17 protein-coding genes are annotated in these 16,678 nt (G+C 51.7%); 16 read left to right on the top strand and 1 reads right to left on the bottom strand.

All coding sequences use genetic code 11. The annotated features are described in order from the left end of the window. The first annotated feature begins 28 nt into the window (after positions 1 to 28). The 7 genes from PHH49_02450 to crcB are packed head-to-tail and all read left to right on the top strand — an operon-like array spanning position 29 to position 3,716. The gene (locus PHH49_02450; GenBank protein MDD5487808.1) at positions 29 to 793 is read left to right on the top strand and encodes a response regulator; all 765 of its coding nucleotides are present in this window, start codon (positions 29 to 31) and stop codon (positions 791 to 793) included. Positions 794 to 844: 51 nt separating this feature from the next. Next, positions 845 to 1,429 (top strand): MotA/TolQ/ExbB proton channel family protein, encoded by a 585-nt coding sequence (locus PHH49_02445; protein ID MDD5487807.1) that lies wholly within the window; start codon positions 845 to 847, stop codon positions 1,427 to 1,429. 21 nt (positions 1,430 to 1,450) lie between these two features. Then, positions 1,451 to 1,861, top strand: coding sequence for a biopolymer transporter ExbD (locus tag PHH49_02440; GenBank protein ID MDD5487806.1), 411 nt, complete (start codon positions 1,451 to 1,453; stop codon positions 1,859 to 1,861). Continuing rightward, positions 1,858 to 2,571 (top strand): TonB family protein, encoded by a 714-nt coding sequence (locus PHH49_02435; GenBank protein MDD5487805.1) that lies wholly within the window; start codon positions 1,858 to 1,860, stop codon positions 2,569 to 2,571. Before PHH49_02440 ends, PHH49_02435 begins: the two co-directional genes overlap by 4 nt. A 12-nt stretch (positions 2,572 to 2,583) precedes the next feature. Further along, positions 2,584 to 2,943 (top strand): hypothetical protein, encoded by a 360-nt coding sequence (locus tag PHH49_02430; GenBank protein MDD5487804.1) that lies wholly within the window; start codon positions 2,584 to 2,586, stop codon positions 2,941 to 2,943. Positions 2,944 to 2,952: 9 nt separating this feature from the next. After that, positions 2,953 to 3,306, top strand: coding sequence for a hypothetical protein (locus tag PHH49_02425; protein MDD5487803.1), 354 nt, complete (start codon positions 2,953 to 2,955; stop codon positions 3,304 to 3,306). Between the two features lie 41 nt (positions 3,307 to 3,347). After that, complete coding sequence (crcB, locus tag PHH49_02420) at positions 3,348 to 3,716, top strand: fluoride efflux transporter CrcB (protein ID MDD5487802.1); 369 nt, start codon at positions 3,348 to 3,350, stop codon at positions 3,714 to 3,716. On the opposite strand, the gene PHH49_02415 is transcribed toward crcB, so the two are convergent. Beyond that, positions 3,713 to 4,060: a hypothetical protein gene (locus tag PHH49_02415; GenBank protein MDD5487801.1), complete on the bottom strand. Its 348-nt coding sequence runs from the start codon at positions 4,058 to 4,060 to the stop codon at positions 3,713 to 3,715. The two genes, crcB and PHH49_02415, sit on opposite strands and share 4 nt — an antisense overlap. 170 nt (positions 4,061 to 4,230) lie before the next feature. Here PHH49_02415 and PHH49_02410 point away from each other — a divergent pair, with 170 nt between their 5' ends. The 9 genes from PHH49_02410 to nifJ all read left to right on the top strand — a co-directional run bounded on the left by PHH49_02410 (position 4,231) and on the right by nifJ (position 16,677). Continuing rightward, entirely contained in the window at positions 4,231 to 5,601 is a 1,371-nt protein-coding gene (locus PHH49_02410) for a hypothetical protein (protein ID MDD5487800.1), read from the top strand. A gap of 19 nt (positions 5,602 to 5,620) precedes the next feature. Then, positions 5,621 to 6,664: an ABC transporter substrate-binding protein gene (locus PHH49_02405; GenBank protein ID MDD5487799.1), complete on the top strand. Its 1,044-nt coding sequence runs from the start codon at positions 5,621 to 5,623 to the stop codon at positions 6,662 to 6,664. A 103-nt stretch (positions 6,665 to 6,767) separates the two neighbouring features. Next, positions 6,768 to 7,739, top strand: a complete 972-nt coding sequence (locus PHH49_02400; GenBank protein ID MDD5487798.1) for an ROK family protein — start codon at positions 6,768 to 6,770, stop codon at positions 7,737 to 7,739. Positions 7,740 to 7,806: 67 nt separating this feature from the next. Beyond that, positions 7,807 to 8,664 carry a glycosyltransferase gene (locus PHH49_02395; protein ID MDD5487797.1) on the top strand — a complete coding sequence of 286 codons (858 nt, stop codon included), beginning with the start codon at positions 7,807 to 7,809 and terminating at the stop codon, positions 8,662 to 8,664. Further along, complete coding sequence (locus PHH49_02390) at positions 8,651 to 9,439, top strand: hypothetical protein (protein MDD5487796.1); 789 nt, start codon at positions 8,651 to 8,653, stop codon at positions 9,437 to 9,439. Before PHH49_02395 ends, PHH49_02390 begins: the two co-directional genes overlap by 14 nt. 110 nt (positions 9,440 to 9,549) lie before the next feature. Continuing rightward, complete coding sequence (gene dnaX, locus PHH49_02385; protein MDD5487795.1) at positions 9,550 to 11,250, top strand: DNA polymerase III subunit gamma/tau; 1,701 nt, start codon at positions 9,550 to 9,552, stop codon at positions 11,248 to 11,250. A gap of 1 nt (position 11,251) precedes the next feature. After that, positions 11,252 to 11,854: a recombination mediator RecR gene (recR, locus tag PHH49_02380; GenBank protein ID MDD5487794.1), complete on the top strand. Its 603-nt coding sequence runs from the start codon at positions 11,252 to 11,254 to the stop codon at positions 11,852 to 11,854. 171 nt (positions 11,855 to 12,025) lie between these two features. Continuing rightward, the gene (locus PHH49_02375) at positions 12,026 to 12,811 is read left to right on the top strand and encodes a hypothetical protein (GenBank protein MDD5487793.1); all 786 of its coding nucleotides are present in this window, start codon (positions 12,026 to 12,028) and stop codon (positions 12,809 to 12,811) included. A gap of 284 nt (positions 12,812 to 13,095) precedes the next feature. Next, positions 13,096 to 16,677, top strand: a complete 3,582-nt coding sequence (gene nifJ / locus PHH49_02370; protein MDD5487792.1) for a pyruvate:ferredoxin (flavodoxin) oxidoreductase — start codon at positions 13,096 to 13,098, stop codon at positions 16,675 to 16,677. Position 16,678: the final 1 nt, after the last annotated feature.

The following is a 16,678-nucleotide window of genomic DNA, read 5'->3' as shown; positions in this document are numbered from 1 at the left end:
GACGTGTGCATGGCGCCGGAGGGATAACATGACAAATGAACGGGTACTTATAATAGATAACGACTTGAGGGCCTCAACGCTGCTCAAGACAAGGATCGAGGCCATGGGGTGTCTTGCCGAGGAGGCCCGTACGGCCGAGGACGCGCTTTACCTTCTCAGGATAAAATGGTTCGATCTGATAATTCTGGACAGTAAGCTCAAGGGCAGGGATAATGGGATATCCCTGTTAAGGGAGATAAGGCGCAAGAAGGCCTTGGCGAATGTGCCGATAATAGCTCAGTCGGACAAGGTGCATTTCAGGAAGACTTTCGAGCTTATGGGCGTAACGTCATTTTTCATGAAGCCTTATGCCGTAGACGTGATGCTGGACGAGATAAAGGATATCCTTACGGATAAGGTGTTGATCCTGGGAGAGAAGAGCAGGGTCCGCAGCGCTATCGAGAAGGACCTGGCACGTCTGGACGTCAAGACGGATATAGTGACGCGGGTAAGCGGATTTTACTACAATGTCATAACTTACAGGTATAAGATCGTGATCGTTGAATACGATACGAGACCGAACATGACCGATAGGATGCTCACGGTGATCAGGCGCAGCTTCAAGAACCGGGAAGCCCCCATAATAGTTTACGCGTCCGGGAAGCTTTCGGGAAAGGGGCCGGAAGGCCGGCGCAAACTGCAATCACTTACGGATAGGTGTATGATGCTGGGGCAGTGTGAGGTGATGGGCGGGAAATTCGCTCTTAAGGAGTTTAGTTCGAACGTTAACAGGTATCTGGGGATAGAAGCGTGATCCGGGGGGTAAGCACATATGCTTGAATTCTTTTTAAAAGGCGGCCCTTTGATGTGGCCACTTCTTTTTTGTTCTCTTGTGACCGTCGCGATAGCGATGGAAAGGTTCTTTGTTTTCCAGGGAGCTAAGGTCAATACGAGTAACCTGCTGACGCGTGTAAAGAAGATGATCGCGGAGGAAAGTTTCGAAAAAGCGGAAAGAATGTGCAGAAAGACGCGCGGTCCGGTGGCTAACGTAATAGCGGTAACTTTGCATGTGCGGGGCAGGCAGGTCGCCGAAAAGGAAAAAATAGTGTCGCTGGCCGGTTCCAGGGAGATACGCGGGATAGGAAGACGAGTGCGGCTCCTGGGCATCATAGCGCATGTTTCCCCGCTTCTTGGCCTGCTGGGAACGGTCACCGGCATGATACGCGCGTTCAGGGAGATACAGGGTCTCGGGGGGCAGGTGGACGCTTCCGTGCTGGCCGGCGGTATATGGGAAGCCCTTATAACTACCGCGACAGGTCTGGCCATAGCCATTCCGGCCATGCTGGCGTATCATTATTTCGAGGGCGAGATAGAAAGATTCACGTCCGAGATGAAAGAAGCCATACAACAGGTCTTTGAATGGACCGACGCCGATGAGGCGGGTAAGTAGGCGGGAGGCGAAGCCGGTAATATGGAATTCGAGGAAAGGAAAAAAATATCGACACACCTGGATATAGCTCCGCTCATTGATATTGTGTTCCTTCTCATAATATTCTTCATGCTCACGGCAAACTTCATAATGCAGCCCGGGATCAAGGTGAAACTGCCGGCCGCGGAAAGCGCCAGGCCGGAAAAACAGGATAGTATGACCATATACATATCCTCCGATAGCGTGATATACCTCAACGGGACAGAAGTAGAAATGGCCGGACTCGCCGAGGAGTTGTCTCTCAAGCTTGCCAATGAACCCGGGCTGAACGTTGCCCTCAAGGCCGACGAGAAGGTCGACCTTGGTCTGGCCGTACGCGTGATGGACATAGCCAGGAAAGCCGGCGCCGGCGCGCTTGTTATATCTACCGATCCGGGAAAGAAGGGCAAATGAGGGCCCATATGACGCGTGAGGTGCCGGAGAGGAATCAGTTCGCGTATTTCATGATGGTCTCTGTGTGCCTGCATGTCGCCGTGATAGGGACGCCGGGCTTTTCTTTCTACAGCAGCGCACCGCCCAAATATGATGATGAGGTCCTGCTGGAACTTCTGGTGGAAGAACCGGTGCGTCTTCCGGAAGTGGATGTCACGTCCCTGAGCTTGAAGATCAGCAGACCGGAACCGGCTTCCGTCTATCCCGGGGAAAGATCCGGCGATGACGCTGAAAACGTGAGCGTAGGTGTGGTAAAAGACACTTTTCGCGAGGAAGAAGCCAAAAAGGAACGGAGTGTTGCCCCTACCGAAAAGGAAGAGGAGAACAGCGCGGAACAGCTCAAGAAGGAAGAATACGACAATAGCACGATGCTTAGATACCAGGACCGTGTACGGCAGAGGATAGAGAAGTACCGCAGATACCCGGACAAGGCGCGCAAGAGAAAGATGGAAGGGGTGGTGCGGGTGATGTTCACCGTGCTTGCCGACGGAAGGATAACGTACGCGGGGATCACCGGCTCTTCAGGGTACAGGACCCTTGACGGGGAAGCCCTCGCCACAGTGAAAAAAGCCTCTCCCTTGCCACCCGTACCCGCGGAGCTTGAACTGGAAAAAGTGACGATGGAAGTGCCGATAGTCTTTTCGCTGAAAAACGGCATAAAGAGCAGGTGAAGAGGAAAACGTATGCTGGCAAGGATAGTGGGATCATTGTGGATAATAACGGGAAGCGTATGGCTGTTGAAACCACGGTCATTGAAGAGCAGGCTTGAACGCAAGGTGAGCCGCGGGATAAGGAGGACGGTCACGGGGGGCATGATAGCGTTCGGACTGATGATGGTCGCCAGTGCTTTCAAGGCCCACGGGATATACGCGAAAATGATCATGGTGGCCGGCCTTGTGCTTATGATAAAAGCCATAGCGCTGGTAACATCAAGGACGTCGGATATGTTCTTTAAATGGCTTGGATCGAGACCCATAGCCCTGTTCAGGTTATGGGCGGCTTTAATGATACTTATGGGCGCGATGATGTTATACGTAAAATAAGGAGATACGATGAGGAAAATATGTGCTTGTATTACCGCTATCATGTTCCTGTTCTCGAATATCGCCGTAGCGTACAACTCCCCGGAAGAAGCCAAAGCGGACGCTTTCTCCAAGATAAAAGTTTCCGCTTCGCTTATGGAACAGGCGCAGAAGATACTTTCATTCAATCCTAACAGGGAAAGGATCACCACGGCGATGGACCTTTACATACAGGCAGGGAAAGGGTTCGAGGAGGCCCTGAACGTATTCAAGGCCCTGGGTGAGGAATATGTTACCCAGGAGGACCTGCAGGGCTGCGCCATGGCTTTACAGAACTGCCTGTACGCTATAGCGAAATGCAAGGAACTTCTGGACAAACTTTAGGACCTCAACGAACGCGGCACTGGTGGAAAAGGGGATAGGGTATGACCATTATTTACATAGCGCTTGGAGGGGCCATAGGGGCTATCGCCAGGCATTTCATGTCGGGGTTCATAATACATCATATCGGGGATAAATTGCCGCTGGGAACTATTTTCGTCAATATCACCGGATGTTTCCTTATAGGGTTCCTGGGGGCGTTGGCCGGGAGATATAATATGTCGGCCGAAGCGCGTTCTTTTGTTTTCGTGGGGTTCATAAGCGCTTTCACTACTTTTTCCACATACAGCCTGGAGACATATAATCTTTTCAGGTCGGGGCAGATGGGATACGCTGCCGTGAATTTCGCCTTGAGCAACGTGGCTGGTGTAGCCGCTGTTTTCCTGGGTGTACTTATATCCAGATGTGTCTAGATCTTCTTTTTACGTGAGCCGGGACCTTTTTTCCCCGACCCGGTCTTTAAGGTTTCTTTACGGAAGTTCACGGCTTTTTTGGCTTCAAGGTATATGTGGGATACCATGGCATCGAATTGTTCCCGTCCTTCCTCGCTCGCGGCCAGTTCCTTGAAGGCGGAAGCGAGTTTTTTAGAGTCTATGTCGCAGTTGTAGCCGGGATGGAGTTCCGGGAAGATATTGCCGAGGTGCATACACATGGCAAGCCGTACCATCTCGGAGAAGCTCATGTTATATTTGGCCGCGACCGTTTTATAGTGTTCCACTAACCAGTCCGGTAGTAATATCTGTTGTCTTGTCAGCATGACCATCCTTTTATGTGCCAGTTAACTACCATTATGTTAGCATAAACCGGTACACCTTTACAATAAAGTTGTCAGACTTGACTTTAGCTAGAGAATATGTATTATCTTAATATATATGTGTATGTAACTACACACCTGATTATGTATAAAATATGACGTTGAGGGGGAAAATGGGCAGAAGATGTTTATATGGTCTGGCGCTGGCGCTCGCGCTTGTCGTGTTCGCGGACGCCGCTTCGGCCGGGCCGGAAGCGTGTGGGGTGATGCTCCCGTTCGGGGAATATATGGACAGGATGTCGGACGAGGTGGCCGGGCCGTTCAATGAGCTGGGTATACTGGGCACGTTGAGCGGGAAAGTACGTTCCTTCACGATATGGCAGGACGTGGATACGTATAATGCCGATGGATCGATCAAAAAGCAGAAGAAAAGCGCGAGTACGATAGGTTTTTTTCTGGATTACAAGACGCCGGAATACGCGGGTTTGTACGGCAAGCTACAGTATGTGGACGTAAGGCAGGTATACGATGGGGAACATCCCGGGTCCAAGTCGGATCCGGAGTTCACCCAGAACGGTCAATACCGTATGATCAACGAACTGTATCTTGATTATGATCTTTCGAACGTCGGGATCGACTCGAGCAGCATAAGGGTGGGGAGGCAGATAAGGCATTATGACTTCTTCAAGAAATTCGCTCTCAGGCAGAAAGAGCAATCCATGGAGGCCGTTGTTCTTTCTACGGGGTATATTGACGGGCTCGCTCTAGATGTCGGGCATATGACGGGTTTCTCCAGCTGGTCCTCGCTGAATGCCGTGCCGTATCCTACGAAATTCATAAATATAGGCAGGCAGATGGGGGTCAGGTATGAGACGGCGGGGGCGACGTTCATGAACGCCAGGTATTCCGGGATCGAACACGCTTCGCTCACTTTTTATGACTGGATAATGTACGATCTCATGAACGTGCTTGGAGTGAGAGCGTCATATGATGTCCCGCTTTACCAGGATATACATTTTATTCCCGGGGCACATGTGCTTACCGAGCGGGATATGGGCAGGATGAAAAAGGACGGGCTGGGGAAGGTGTCTTCCTACGCGATCGAGGTGACGGGTGAACTGAAAAAGGGTAAGTTCAGCATAGAACCGGGTTTTTTATGGATCAGCCCGAATAAGGCTGGAGAGGTGAACGATATCCTGCATCCGTTTGATACACTTTTCTCGGCGGATTCCGAGAAGGGCGGCGATTATACCCGCCAGATGAGCGCGGGTAGCAGGACATTCATATTACGTACATGGTTCAATGTATGTAAGGCGAAGGTCATAACGGCGTATTATTACACAGAGCACTCGAAGAACGCGGTGAACGGAGCGACCGACAAAGGTACCCGTGACCAGCAGCTGGAGACCGATATATGCCTTCCGCTCACAAAGAACACCGCGCTCAAGCTGACGTTCGTATATGGATGCAGAGGCACGAACGTCGACACCAGGAAAGACCTGGAAAAGAAGGATTTCAGGATATGTTTAGATCACAGTTTCTGACGGGGAAAGGGAGGGCTTAATGCTGTTGCGTATGATAGCGTGTATACTTACTGTGTTCGTATCGCTGGTACTGCCCGCCGGATCGGCGAGCGCGGATGGACCGGATAAAGTGGTCGTAGGGTCGTCACCTTCGCTGGCGGCAGCCGGTCTTTTCCTGGCCAAAGAAAAGGGTTTTTTCGAGGAAGAGGGCCTGGATGTCACTATCGAGATATTCAAACAATCCACGGTCCAGATACTTCCTCTCCTGGCTACCAACAAGATAGATGTGGCGGCCTGCGGCTATTCTTCGGGGCTTTTGAACGCGTTCACTGAAGATACAGGGATAAAGATGGTAGCGTGCCTTGGACGGCATTTCCCCGGCAGGTCACACCTCGCGATGCTTATCAGCAAACAGTTGTATCCGGACAAGATGGACCGGGATGTCCTTGAGGGGAAAGTGTTCGCTCTTCCCACAAGAGGCGTGATACAGGAAATAATAACCGAGAGGTTCCTCCAGCAGTACGGGTTGGGGCTTGAGGATGTTGAGCTTGTGAACCTGTCCTATCCCAATATGAACGCGGCGCTCGCGGGCGGCAGCATTTTTGGCGCGATGCAGCTTGAGCCCTATGCCTCGAAGGCCGTGGAAGAAGGGTACGCGGTCGAGGTCATCCGTGCCGCGGAACTCCGCCCGAATTTCCAGGGTGGGGTGCTTTTGTACTCAAGGGACCTGATGGAAGAACGTCCGGATGTGGCCAGCCGCTTCATGGTGGCATACCTAAGGGGAGTAAGATACTTCAATGATTTTCTCGATGGAGCGATCAAGGATGACCACGGGGTATTCGATATCATAGATAAATACACGGCCCTTGGTAGCTACGAGGCGTTCCAGAAGATACAGTTCGGTGGGGTCAACCCTGATGGGTTCCTCGATAAGACAAGTATCGGCGAGGATATAGATTGGTATCATGAAAGAGGATATATAACCCAAAGACCGGATCCCGCGGATATCGTGGATGACTCTTTTTGCGAGTACGCGGTAAGCGTGCTCGGCAAATATCCGCCACATGACCACCGGGAACGGTAAGTTCCCGGTCCCTCTCTTCGCATATGGAACCTTGTGCTTGTCCAGGCATGGATTTTATGTGATAATATCCTGCAGTGATATTATTAACGATCGATGGGGGAGTATGAAAAAATACGTTATAGGTGTCGATATAGGCGGTACTAAGATAGCGTCGGGTATAGTCGATGTATCCGGAAAGATCAGGAAGAAGATAGAACTGCCGACCATGGCCTCTAAGGGTGTAGAGCGTTCTCTTGAGCAAGTATATCTTTCAATAGACGAACTTGTGGGGTCGGGAGAAGTCCCGGCGGCAGACATAAAGGGCATAGGTCTCTGCGCTCCAGGCCCACTCAACCAGAAAAAAGGTATTGTATATAACCCCCCGAACCTCAAGGGCTGGAATAACGTGCCCCTTGTCGAGCTGGTACGGAAAAGATTCAGGAAACCTGTTCTTCTGGAAAATGACGCGAACGCCGCCGGTGTGGCGGAAATGCTATGGGGGGCGGCGCGTGGATACAAGCATATATTCTATGTCACGGTGTCTACCGGCATAGGAACGGCGATAATCATAGATGGCAAACTCTATACCGGCAAGAACGGGACCGCCGGCGAGGGTGGCCACGCGGTGATAGACTACAAGTACAAAGGCGGGTCCTACGGGATGTCGGTCCCCGGGTCCATAGAAGCCCTGGCGTCAGGCCCGAACACGGTCCGGCGCCTGGTGTCGAGACTGAAGAAGAACGGGACATACGCCTCCATGCTATTGAAGCTGACCGGTGAAAGATCCGCGGAACTTACGATGAAAGACGTCGCGAGGGCCGCGAAAAAGGGGGATAAGTTCGCCATGGCGGCCGTGGAGGAACAGGCCCGTTTTCTCGGCATATGGCTTGGCAGTATGATAAGCCTGTTGGATCCCGAGATAATCGTGATAGGCGGCGGGGTCTCCCATATCGGTAAAATGCTTTTTGATGGAATAAAAAAGACCATACCCGGCCATACCATAAACAGGTTGTGCGCCAAAACCCCTATAGTGAAAGCATGGCTCAAAAAGGACGTCGGGCTTCTGGGTGCCGCCGCGGTAATGATCCGCAAATGAGCCACACTAATACCAATATGTCGTATCCCGTGTGCGTGTCCGTGGTAGACGGGAGGAGAGTCGTATCATGATCCGAGAAAGATGTGTAGCTACCGGATGCGACGGGAAATATTTCCCGGCCGCTATTTCGCTGGTAAGGAGCCTTTCCCGTACCAATCCCGGGATACCTGTGGTAGTGTTCGGCTTCGGGTTGACCCGACGCCAGAAAAAATGTATATCCAGGTACGCGGATGTGGTCGAACGCGCGCCTTTTATGGAGATAGCAGGAAGAGGGAAGTTCAGCTATATAGGGCGGGCCACCATGCTTAAGTTCGAGGTGGTGGAGATGGAGTTCGAAAAAGTCCTTTATCTGGATTCGGATATGGTGGTCCTGGGGCCGATAGAACAGTTGTTCGATATTCCGCCCGGGCGTGTGGGTGTGGTCCCCGAGGTCAACCGTGTAAGGGATATGTTCCGTCCGCGGGATAGGGAGAGGCTCTCGCATGGGATAGATATAGGTTGGGAAAAACCGGGGTTCAACGCAGGTCTTTTCACATTGTACCCGCGCGAATGGAAAGAGCTCAAGGAAATGGCGGCAGGACTTGTTGACAGGTTCGGGCCGGACGTTTTTTCGAAGAGCAAAGACCAGCAGCTTTTGAATATCCTGTTCAGTGGACACCTCGTCGAGTTCCCGAAATGTTATAATTTCTCCCCTTTATATGACGAGGGGAGAACGGACCCGGTCATCATACATTACCTTGCGGCTGTAAAGCCGTGGCACGCGAATTATCCCTTGTCGTTAAGGTATCCCGAATTCAGGGAACACATATCCGCTTTTGAGTATCCCGCTATACTGAAGAACGACATGCGGGAAAAGGCCGTTCGTGTAAGGAACAAAATGCGCGGCCTGTTCACGGAAGGGAACGCGATCAATGAAGGCGCTTAGACCCTTTGTCCCCGCGCTGGTATTGCTCACGGCAATGGTATGCGGCGTGCTGTGGGGGAGTGTGTGCCATGGAGAAGGCGCTTTCCAGGATATCGACGGTAAAAAAGCGTTCGCCAGGGAGATCTCCAGCAGGATAGAGATGGCGTGGAAGGATTGGCAGGGATCGCTGGTGGTAGACGATGTCGAGGTTGAGGGGGCGAAGGGATTTTTGTGCTCCGGAAAATTGCGAGGTCCACGCCTGGACATAATGGAGGTTCAGTACGTTCCGGAAGAAGGTGTGTCCCGGGCATCGTATTCGGATGACCTGCGTTTGGCGGCAAAAGCCATAGAAGAGGGCGTAGCGTCATGGCAGAGAGGGTACTCGCATATGGATATACCCTTTCCGCAGGGCGCTTCATGCGTGTTCACTCTTACCCCGTGCGATAATGTGCCGGTATCGGTGAACAGCGGGAGCTCGTCAGGTGACAGAAAAATGACGGAAGACGCGTTATATACTTATATGCTCTACCGTACGCCCAGGACCGATGATGGGACCCTGAAGGTCCTCAAGGGCGTGGCGAGAGCGGTGTCGATAGGTTTCGAAAAATGGAAGAAAGCTTCTTATCTGGTAGGCATAACCGCTTCAGGTGGTATAGCTCCGTCGCCGGCCCCGATGGGTCCGGGTCCGGGTCCCGTCCAGGGGGCCAGGGGCTCGGGAGGAAAAATATCCGGAGGGGTTATGGAGGCTGAGGTTTTGTACGGGTATATGATCGACCGATCTGACGAAGACAAATAGTTATATCTTTACGCGTCCAGACTATTCCTTGAACTTTGACACCGATATGTTATAAAATAACCAGGATCCCGGGAAACCCCGCATGATCCATGTTTTTCTGAAAGGACCCAATGTCATATCAGGTACTAGCTCAAAAATACAGGCCCCAGAGTTTCGAGGACGTGGCGGGGCAGGAAACGGTTACGCGGACGTTGAAGAACGCTGTGGAAAAAGGCCGTTCCGCCAACGCTTACATTTTCTGTGGCCCGCGCGGCGTGGGCAAGACCTCGGTAGCGCGTCTGCTTTCCAAGACGCTGAACTGCCTTGCGGATAAAGGCGAAAAGCCCTGTAACAAATGCGCGTCATGCCATCAGATAAGCCAGGGGAACGATATGGACGTGCTGGAGATAGACGGCGCGTCGAACAACGGTGTTGACGAGATACGTGCCCTGAGAGAGAACGTCAAGTTCTCCCCCTCACGCGGCAAATATAAGATCTACATAATAGACGAGGTCCATATGCTTTCGACCGGGGCGTTCAACGCGCTCCTGAAAACGCTTGAAGAGCCGCCTGCCCACGTCAAGTTCATCTTCGCGACCACCGAGCCGCACAAGGTGTTGCCCACGATAATATCTCGATGCCAGAGGTTCGATTTTAAGCGCATATCTTCCCCCGTCATAGCCGGGAGGGTCCGGGATATAGCGCGTGCCGAAAAAATAACGCTCGATGAAAAAGCGGCCTTACTTATCGCGCGCGTAGCGGACGGGAGCCTCCGGGACGCGCTTGTCGTGCTGGACCAGATGGTATCGTTCTCCGGCGGCACGATAAGGACGGAAGATGTCGCCGAGCTTATGGGGATGATGCACCGCGATAGCCTGTACGGCATGGCTGACGCCCTAATAGAAGGGGACGCTAAAAAGTCGGCGGAACTTGCCGACGATATGATAAGCGGGGGAAAGGATCCCGTGTATATAGCGAATACACTTCTTGCGCATTTCAGGGACATGATGATCATCAAGGTGGTCAAGGCCCCTACTTCCGACATGGCCTTTGCCGAGGACGAACTTGCCAGGATACGGGACGAGGCGGGTAAACTCTCTCTTGAGGAGATCCTGTACATGATACAGGTCCTGTCGCATGCCATTTCCCTTATGAAGAGCGCGGATTTCGTGCGAGGACCTCTTGAAGTGGCTCTGATCAAGTTAGCGAACAGATCATCGGTCATGTCCCTTCCGTCGATCGTGGAGAAGATAGAGGAACTCAAGAGCGGTATGGGGGTGATGTCATCGGCCGGGAGCACCCATATAACGCGGGATAATAGCGTGGTACCGGATAAAGCGGAGGAAGCTTCCCCGTCGGTCCCGCGTGGCGCGTCCATGGATGTCGCCGAAAAGGTGGAAGAAAGGGTCCCCGACGGTGAGCCTGTCGTGGAAGAGCTTACGGATGCCGGGTCGAAGGGGCATTGGAAAACGGTATTGAATTATGTTAAGGGGAAGAAAATATCCCTGTACACGTTCCTTAATCCCGGCAAACCGATCGAGTTCTCCGACAGGAAGGTCGTGATAGGTTTTGACAAAGAACATTCTTTCAACAAGGAAGTACTGGAATCCGAGAGCAATAAAATGCTGGTCCAGGAAGCCGTGAACAAGGTGACCGGTACGGCCCCGGCCCTGGAGTTCACCATCCTGGAATTCCTGGGCGCGGAAGCGGACAGGAAAGATTCCAAAAAAGAACGTATGGAAAAAGCACGGGAGGAGATAAAGCCTGTTATCGAGAAAGCCATGGATATTTTCGGGGGACACATCGTGAGGGATTTTATGGAGGATGTATAACATGCCCGGGTTCCCTCCATCCATGATGAGACTTATCGAAGACCTGGTCAAGATGCCCGGGATAGGGTCAAGGTCGGCAAGAAGGCTTACGTTCCACATATTGAGGGCCCCTAAGCCCGAGGTCGAAACGCTTATCAAGGATATCAAGGATGTCAGGGATAACGTAAGGTTCTGCAGTAAATGCAATAACCTGAGCGAGGGGGATATGTGTTCTTTGTGTTCCGATGTGTCGCGGGACCCATCCAGGATATGCGTGGTCGAAGGCCCCGGCGGTATTTGGGCCATAGAGAGGACCGGTCATTATAAAGGGCTTTACCATGTCCTTCTTGGGGAGCTCTCTCCCATAGACGGGGTAGGCCCCGAGGACCTTAAGATACAGGAGCTTGTGGACAGGGTAAAAAAAGAAGCTGTTAAGGAGGTCATAATAGCTACGGATTTTACTACTGAAGGCGAGACCACCGCTATGTATATCGCGGGGATATTGAAACCTTTGAAGGTCAAGACCACCCGTCTTGCCAGGGGGGTCCCAGCGGGCGCCATGCTTGAATATGCCGATGTGACCACGCTTCAACGCGCTTTTGAGGAGCGCCGGGACGAAAAATAAAAAATTAGTTCAACCAAAAGCGATCATATGGTTAAAACCTTTGTTCTTGACACGGCTTGTAATATAAGTATACTCTACTAAAGAGTGATTTTGCGTGCAATATCCGGTGACGGTTCCGGCGATCGGCAAAAATTGTCTTTATTTAAAATGTCCTGTGTAAGGAGGGTATGTATGGGAATATTCGAGGCTGTAAAGAAGGGGTTCGTTCTATCGCAGAAGCTGCTCAACGTGGTATTGGTCTTTTTTGTGTTTAACGCTATCATAGGCCTTATCAGCTTGCCGCTTGCTAATCCGGATAAGGCGGATGACCCGGGAATAGCGGTGATATCCATAATCACAAGCGTGATATTTTTCCTTATCTTCATCTTCCTGCAGGGTGGGGCCCTGGGCCTGGTAAAGGATGAGATAAAGACAGGACTCACCAACATCGGCAAATTCGTCGAATATGGCAAAAAGTATTATAAGAGCATACTCGCGCTTCTCCTTATATACATAGTGCTCGCGATATGCGTTGTCCTGTTGCTCAGTCTTGTTAGTGCCGGGGTACTGCTTCTTGGGGATAACGGGATAACAAGGTCCATATTGGCGGCTATAATAACGGTCGTAGCCATAGTGGCAATAACAATGCTTATCTACCCCATTTATTCCGTGGTGGTGGACGATATAGGCGCGGTCGCGGCACTTAAAAAAGGTATAGGTGTGGCGAAAGACCATTTCTGGAACACGCTGGGCCTTTTCATCGTTATGCTGATCATAAGCATGGTGATATCGCTTTTGATAGGGTTTGTCATAGGACTGGTGACCATTCCGATGCCGGAAGGTGTAGGCGCTATCCTTATAACCCTGGTCAACGCGGCCGTGCAGTCATATATGCCGATAATCATGATGATATCGTTCATGAGCTTCTATATGGCACTGAACGTGAAAGGTCTATCGCAGCAGCAGTCACAGTACTAATAGCTTATAACACATGGTCTTACGAGAACGGGGCAGGGGGAATACACCCTGCCCCGTTCTTTTTTTTCGGGGATATCGTGGAAAGTAAAAAAACCCCTTAACATAAAACGTTTCTTGTGATAAAATAGGCGCCTTGAGATTCGCCATAACAGTTCTTCTCTTAATATTCAGTGTTGTAGAGCGGGTTTCATCCCTTCACCTATATTTAAATATATTAATGTAAAAGATAGATATGACCGCGTACGTGTGTTTTGGACAAAACTTAAGACCAGGAGGACAATAGAATGAAACGTGATATGATGCCGCATGATGGGACGAGCGCAGTAGCGCATGTAGCCCATGCTACCAACGAAGTTATTGCCATTTATCCGATAACCCCGTCTTCAGGGATGGGCGAGATCGCGGACGCAAAGTCGGCGGCGGGGGAAAAGAATATATGGGGATCAGTACCTACGGTCGTGGAGCTCCAGTCGGAAGGCGGCGCTTCCGGGGCCGTCCATGGCGCGTTGACCACGGGGGCTCTTACCACCACGTTCACAGCTTCCCAGGGGCTGCTGCTCATGATACCTAATATGTACAAGATCGCGGGAGAACTGACGTCTACGGTCTTCCATGTGTCCGCGAGGTCACTAGCTTGCCAGGCGCTTTCTATTTTCGGGGACCATTCCGATGTGATGGCCGCCAGGGCCACAGGGTGGGCGTTCCTGGCGTCGGGGAGTGTCCAGGAAGCCATGGATTTCGCGCTTATTGCGCAGGCGGCGACCCTGGAGTCCAGGATACCGATACTCCACTTTTTTGAAGGGTTCCGTGTGTCACATGAGATACAGAAGATAGAGGAACTTACATTCGATGACATGAAGGCCATGTTGCCGCCGGAACTCGTGCATCCCCATCGCATGAGGGGCCTGAACCCGGAACGCCCGGTCTTGAGGGGGACATCACAGAACCCGGATGTGTATTTCCAGGGCAGGGAGACGGTCAATAAATATTACGAAGCGTGCCCGGCCATAGTGCAAAAAGCCATGGATAAGTTCGCCGGCCTGACAGGCAGGCAATATCGCCTGTTCGAATATGTGGGGGCTCCGGACGCGGAAAAGGTCGTGATCATAATAGGCTGCGGAGGGGAAGCCGTGCATGAGACGGTGGAGCACCTCAACGCCAAGGGGGAAAAGCTCGGAGTACTGAAAGTAAGGCTGTACAGGCCTTTCAGCGTAAAAGATTTCATCGATGCCCTGCCGAAAACGGTAAAGAAAATAGCTGTCCTTGATCGGACAAAAGAACCCGGAGCGCTTGGTGAGCCGTTATATGAGGATGTACGTACGGCTGTGGGAGAGGCCATGTCGGACGGGTCCGCTCCATTCAAGGGATACCCGGTAATAGTAGGAGGAAGATATGGTCTAGGGTCCGCGGAATTCACTCCGGCGATGATAAAAGGGGTATTTGACAACCTTTCCGCCAATAAGCCTAAGAACCATTTTACGGTAGGTATAACGGACGACGTGACCGGAACGAGCCTGGACTTCGACGCGGCGTTCAGCACGGAAAGTGACCAGACCTACCGCGCTATGTTCTATGGCCTGGGATCGGACGGTACCGTAGGGGCCAACAAGAACTCAATAAAGATCATAGCCGAGAATACCGACAACAACGCGCAGGGATACTTTGTTTATGACTCAAAGAAGGCGGGCGCGATAACCATATCCCACCTCAGGTTCGGGACAAGAACGATCCGCAGCCCTTACCTGATAAGCAAGGCTAACTTCATAGCGTGTCATAATTTCTCTTTTCTCGAGAAGTACGATATGCTCAAGAACCTGGTCGACGGCGGGATATTCCTCCTGACGTCGTCCTTCAATAAGGAAGAGATATGGGACAACCTTCCCGGCAAGGTGCAGAAACAGATAATAGACAAGAAAGTGAAGTTCTACATCATAGACGCCGTTGATATAGCCGAGAAAATAGGTCTTGGAGGACGCATAAACGTGATAATGCAGACGGCTTTCTTCAAGATATCCAATGTTATAGATTGTGACGCCGCGGTCAAGGCCATAAAGGGCGCTATAAAGAAGACATACGGCAAGAAAGGCGAAAAGATCGTAGATATGAACGTAAGGGCGGTAGACCAGGCCCTCACCAGTATACAGGAGGTCAAAGTGCCCGCGAAGGTCACGAAAGACACGGGTTGTTGCTCGCTTGTGTCGGATGAGGCCCCGGATTTCGTGAAGAACACGACAGCCAAGATAATGAGGGGGGAAGGAGAGACGGTCAAGGTGTCCGAAATGCCGGATGACGGTACATGGCCGACCGGTACCACACAGTACGAAAAGAGGAATATCGCTATACACGTGCCGGTGTGGAACCCGGAAACATGTATCCAGTGCGGTAAATGTACCATGGTGTGCCCCCACGCTGTTATACGCGCCAAGATGTACAAAGAAGAGCTATTGAAAGGGGCGCCGGCAACGTTCAAGCATGCCCAGGTAAAACCTAAACCCAAAGAAGGGTACGTATATACGCTCCAGGTGGCGCCGGAAGATTGTACGGGTTGCGGCGCGTGTGTGGAGAATTGCCCGATGAAAGCGAAGGAAGCCATAAAGATGGAGCTTCAGCTGCCTTTGAGGGAAAATGAACGGGCCAACAACAAGTTCTTCCTGGACCTTCCGGAGACCGACCCGGGTATGTATAACAGGAACGTAATGAATGGCGTGCAGTTCGTGAAGCCTCTCTTTGAATATTCCGGCGCGTGCGCGGGGTGTGGAGAGACATCATACGTGAAACTGCTCACGCAGCTGTTCGGGGACAGGGCCGTTATCGCTAACGCTACGGGCTGTTCCTCTATATACGGAGGGAACCTGCCGACCACTCCATATACTTCACGTCAGGACGGCAGGGGACCCGCGTGGAATAATTCCCTGTTCGAGGATAACGCGGAACTCGCTTATGGCATGCGCCTTACGGCTGACAAGCACGCTTCTTATGCCGGAGAGCTCGCCGACAGGATAATATCAGCCGGGGCATGTGACGCGAAACTGGTAGAGGCGCTTAAGGATGCCAGGAACGCCGACCAGTCCACCCAGGAAAAGATAGAACAACAGAGAAAAAGGATCGACTCGATAAAAGAGCTTCTTTCAAAATGCGATCGCCCTGATTGCAAAGAGCTCCTGAGCGTCGCGGATTATTTCATCAAAAGGTCCGTATGGGCGGTAGGCGGGGATGGATGGGCGTATGACATAGGCTACGGCGGACTTGACCATGTGCTCGCCTCGGGCAGGAACGTTAACGTGCTTGTGCTTGATACCGAAGTTTACTCGAATACGGGTGGCCAGGCTTCTAAATCGACCCCAATGGGGGCGGTAGCCAAATTCGCGGCCAGCGGAAAACCCATTGGGAAAAAAGACCTCGGTCTTATGGCCATAAGCTATGGGTATGTGTACGTCGCCAAGGTGTCGATGGGTGCCGACCCGATGCAGGTCATGAAGGCATTTATCGAAGCGGAGTCATATGACGGCCCGTCCCTTATAATCGCGTATTCGCATTGTATAGCGCATGGGATAAACATGACCAAGGGGTATGACGAGCAGAAACGGGCGGTAGCTTCGGGACATTGGCCGCTTTTCAGGTACAACCCGGACCTTTGCAAGGAAGGCAAGAACCCGCTTACGGTGGACAGCAAAGCTCCGAGCATCAAACTTGAAGAGTATGTTTATAACGAGAACCGGTATAACATACTGAAGAAGGTGGACCCGGAAAGGGCAAAAACGCTTCTTGATAAGGCCGAGAAACAGGCAAAAGACCATTACGAGCTGTATAAATACCTCTCTGAGAGGACCATCTGTGAATGCCAGCCCGATAAATGTGAGAAATAAT

This window comes from Candidatus Omnitrophota bacterium (genome assembly GCA_028715965.1).
GTDB lineage: Bacteria > Omnitrophota > Gorgyraeia > Tantalellales > Tantalellaceae > JAQUQS01.
Note: the sequence above shows the minus strand (reverse complement) of the source record. Positions and strands in the feature narration are given on the sequence as shown.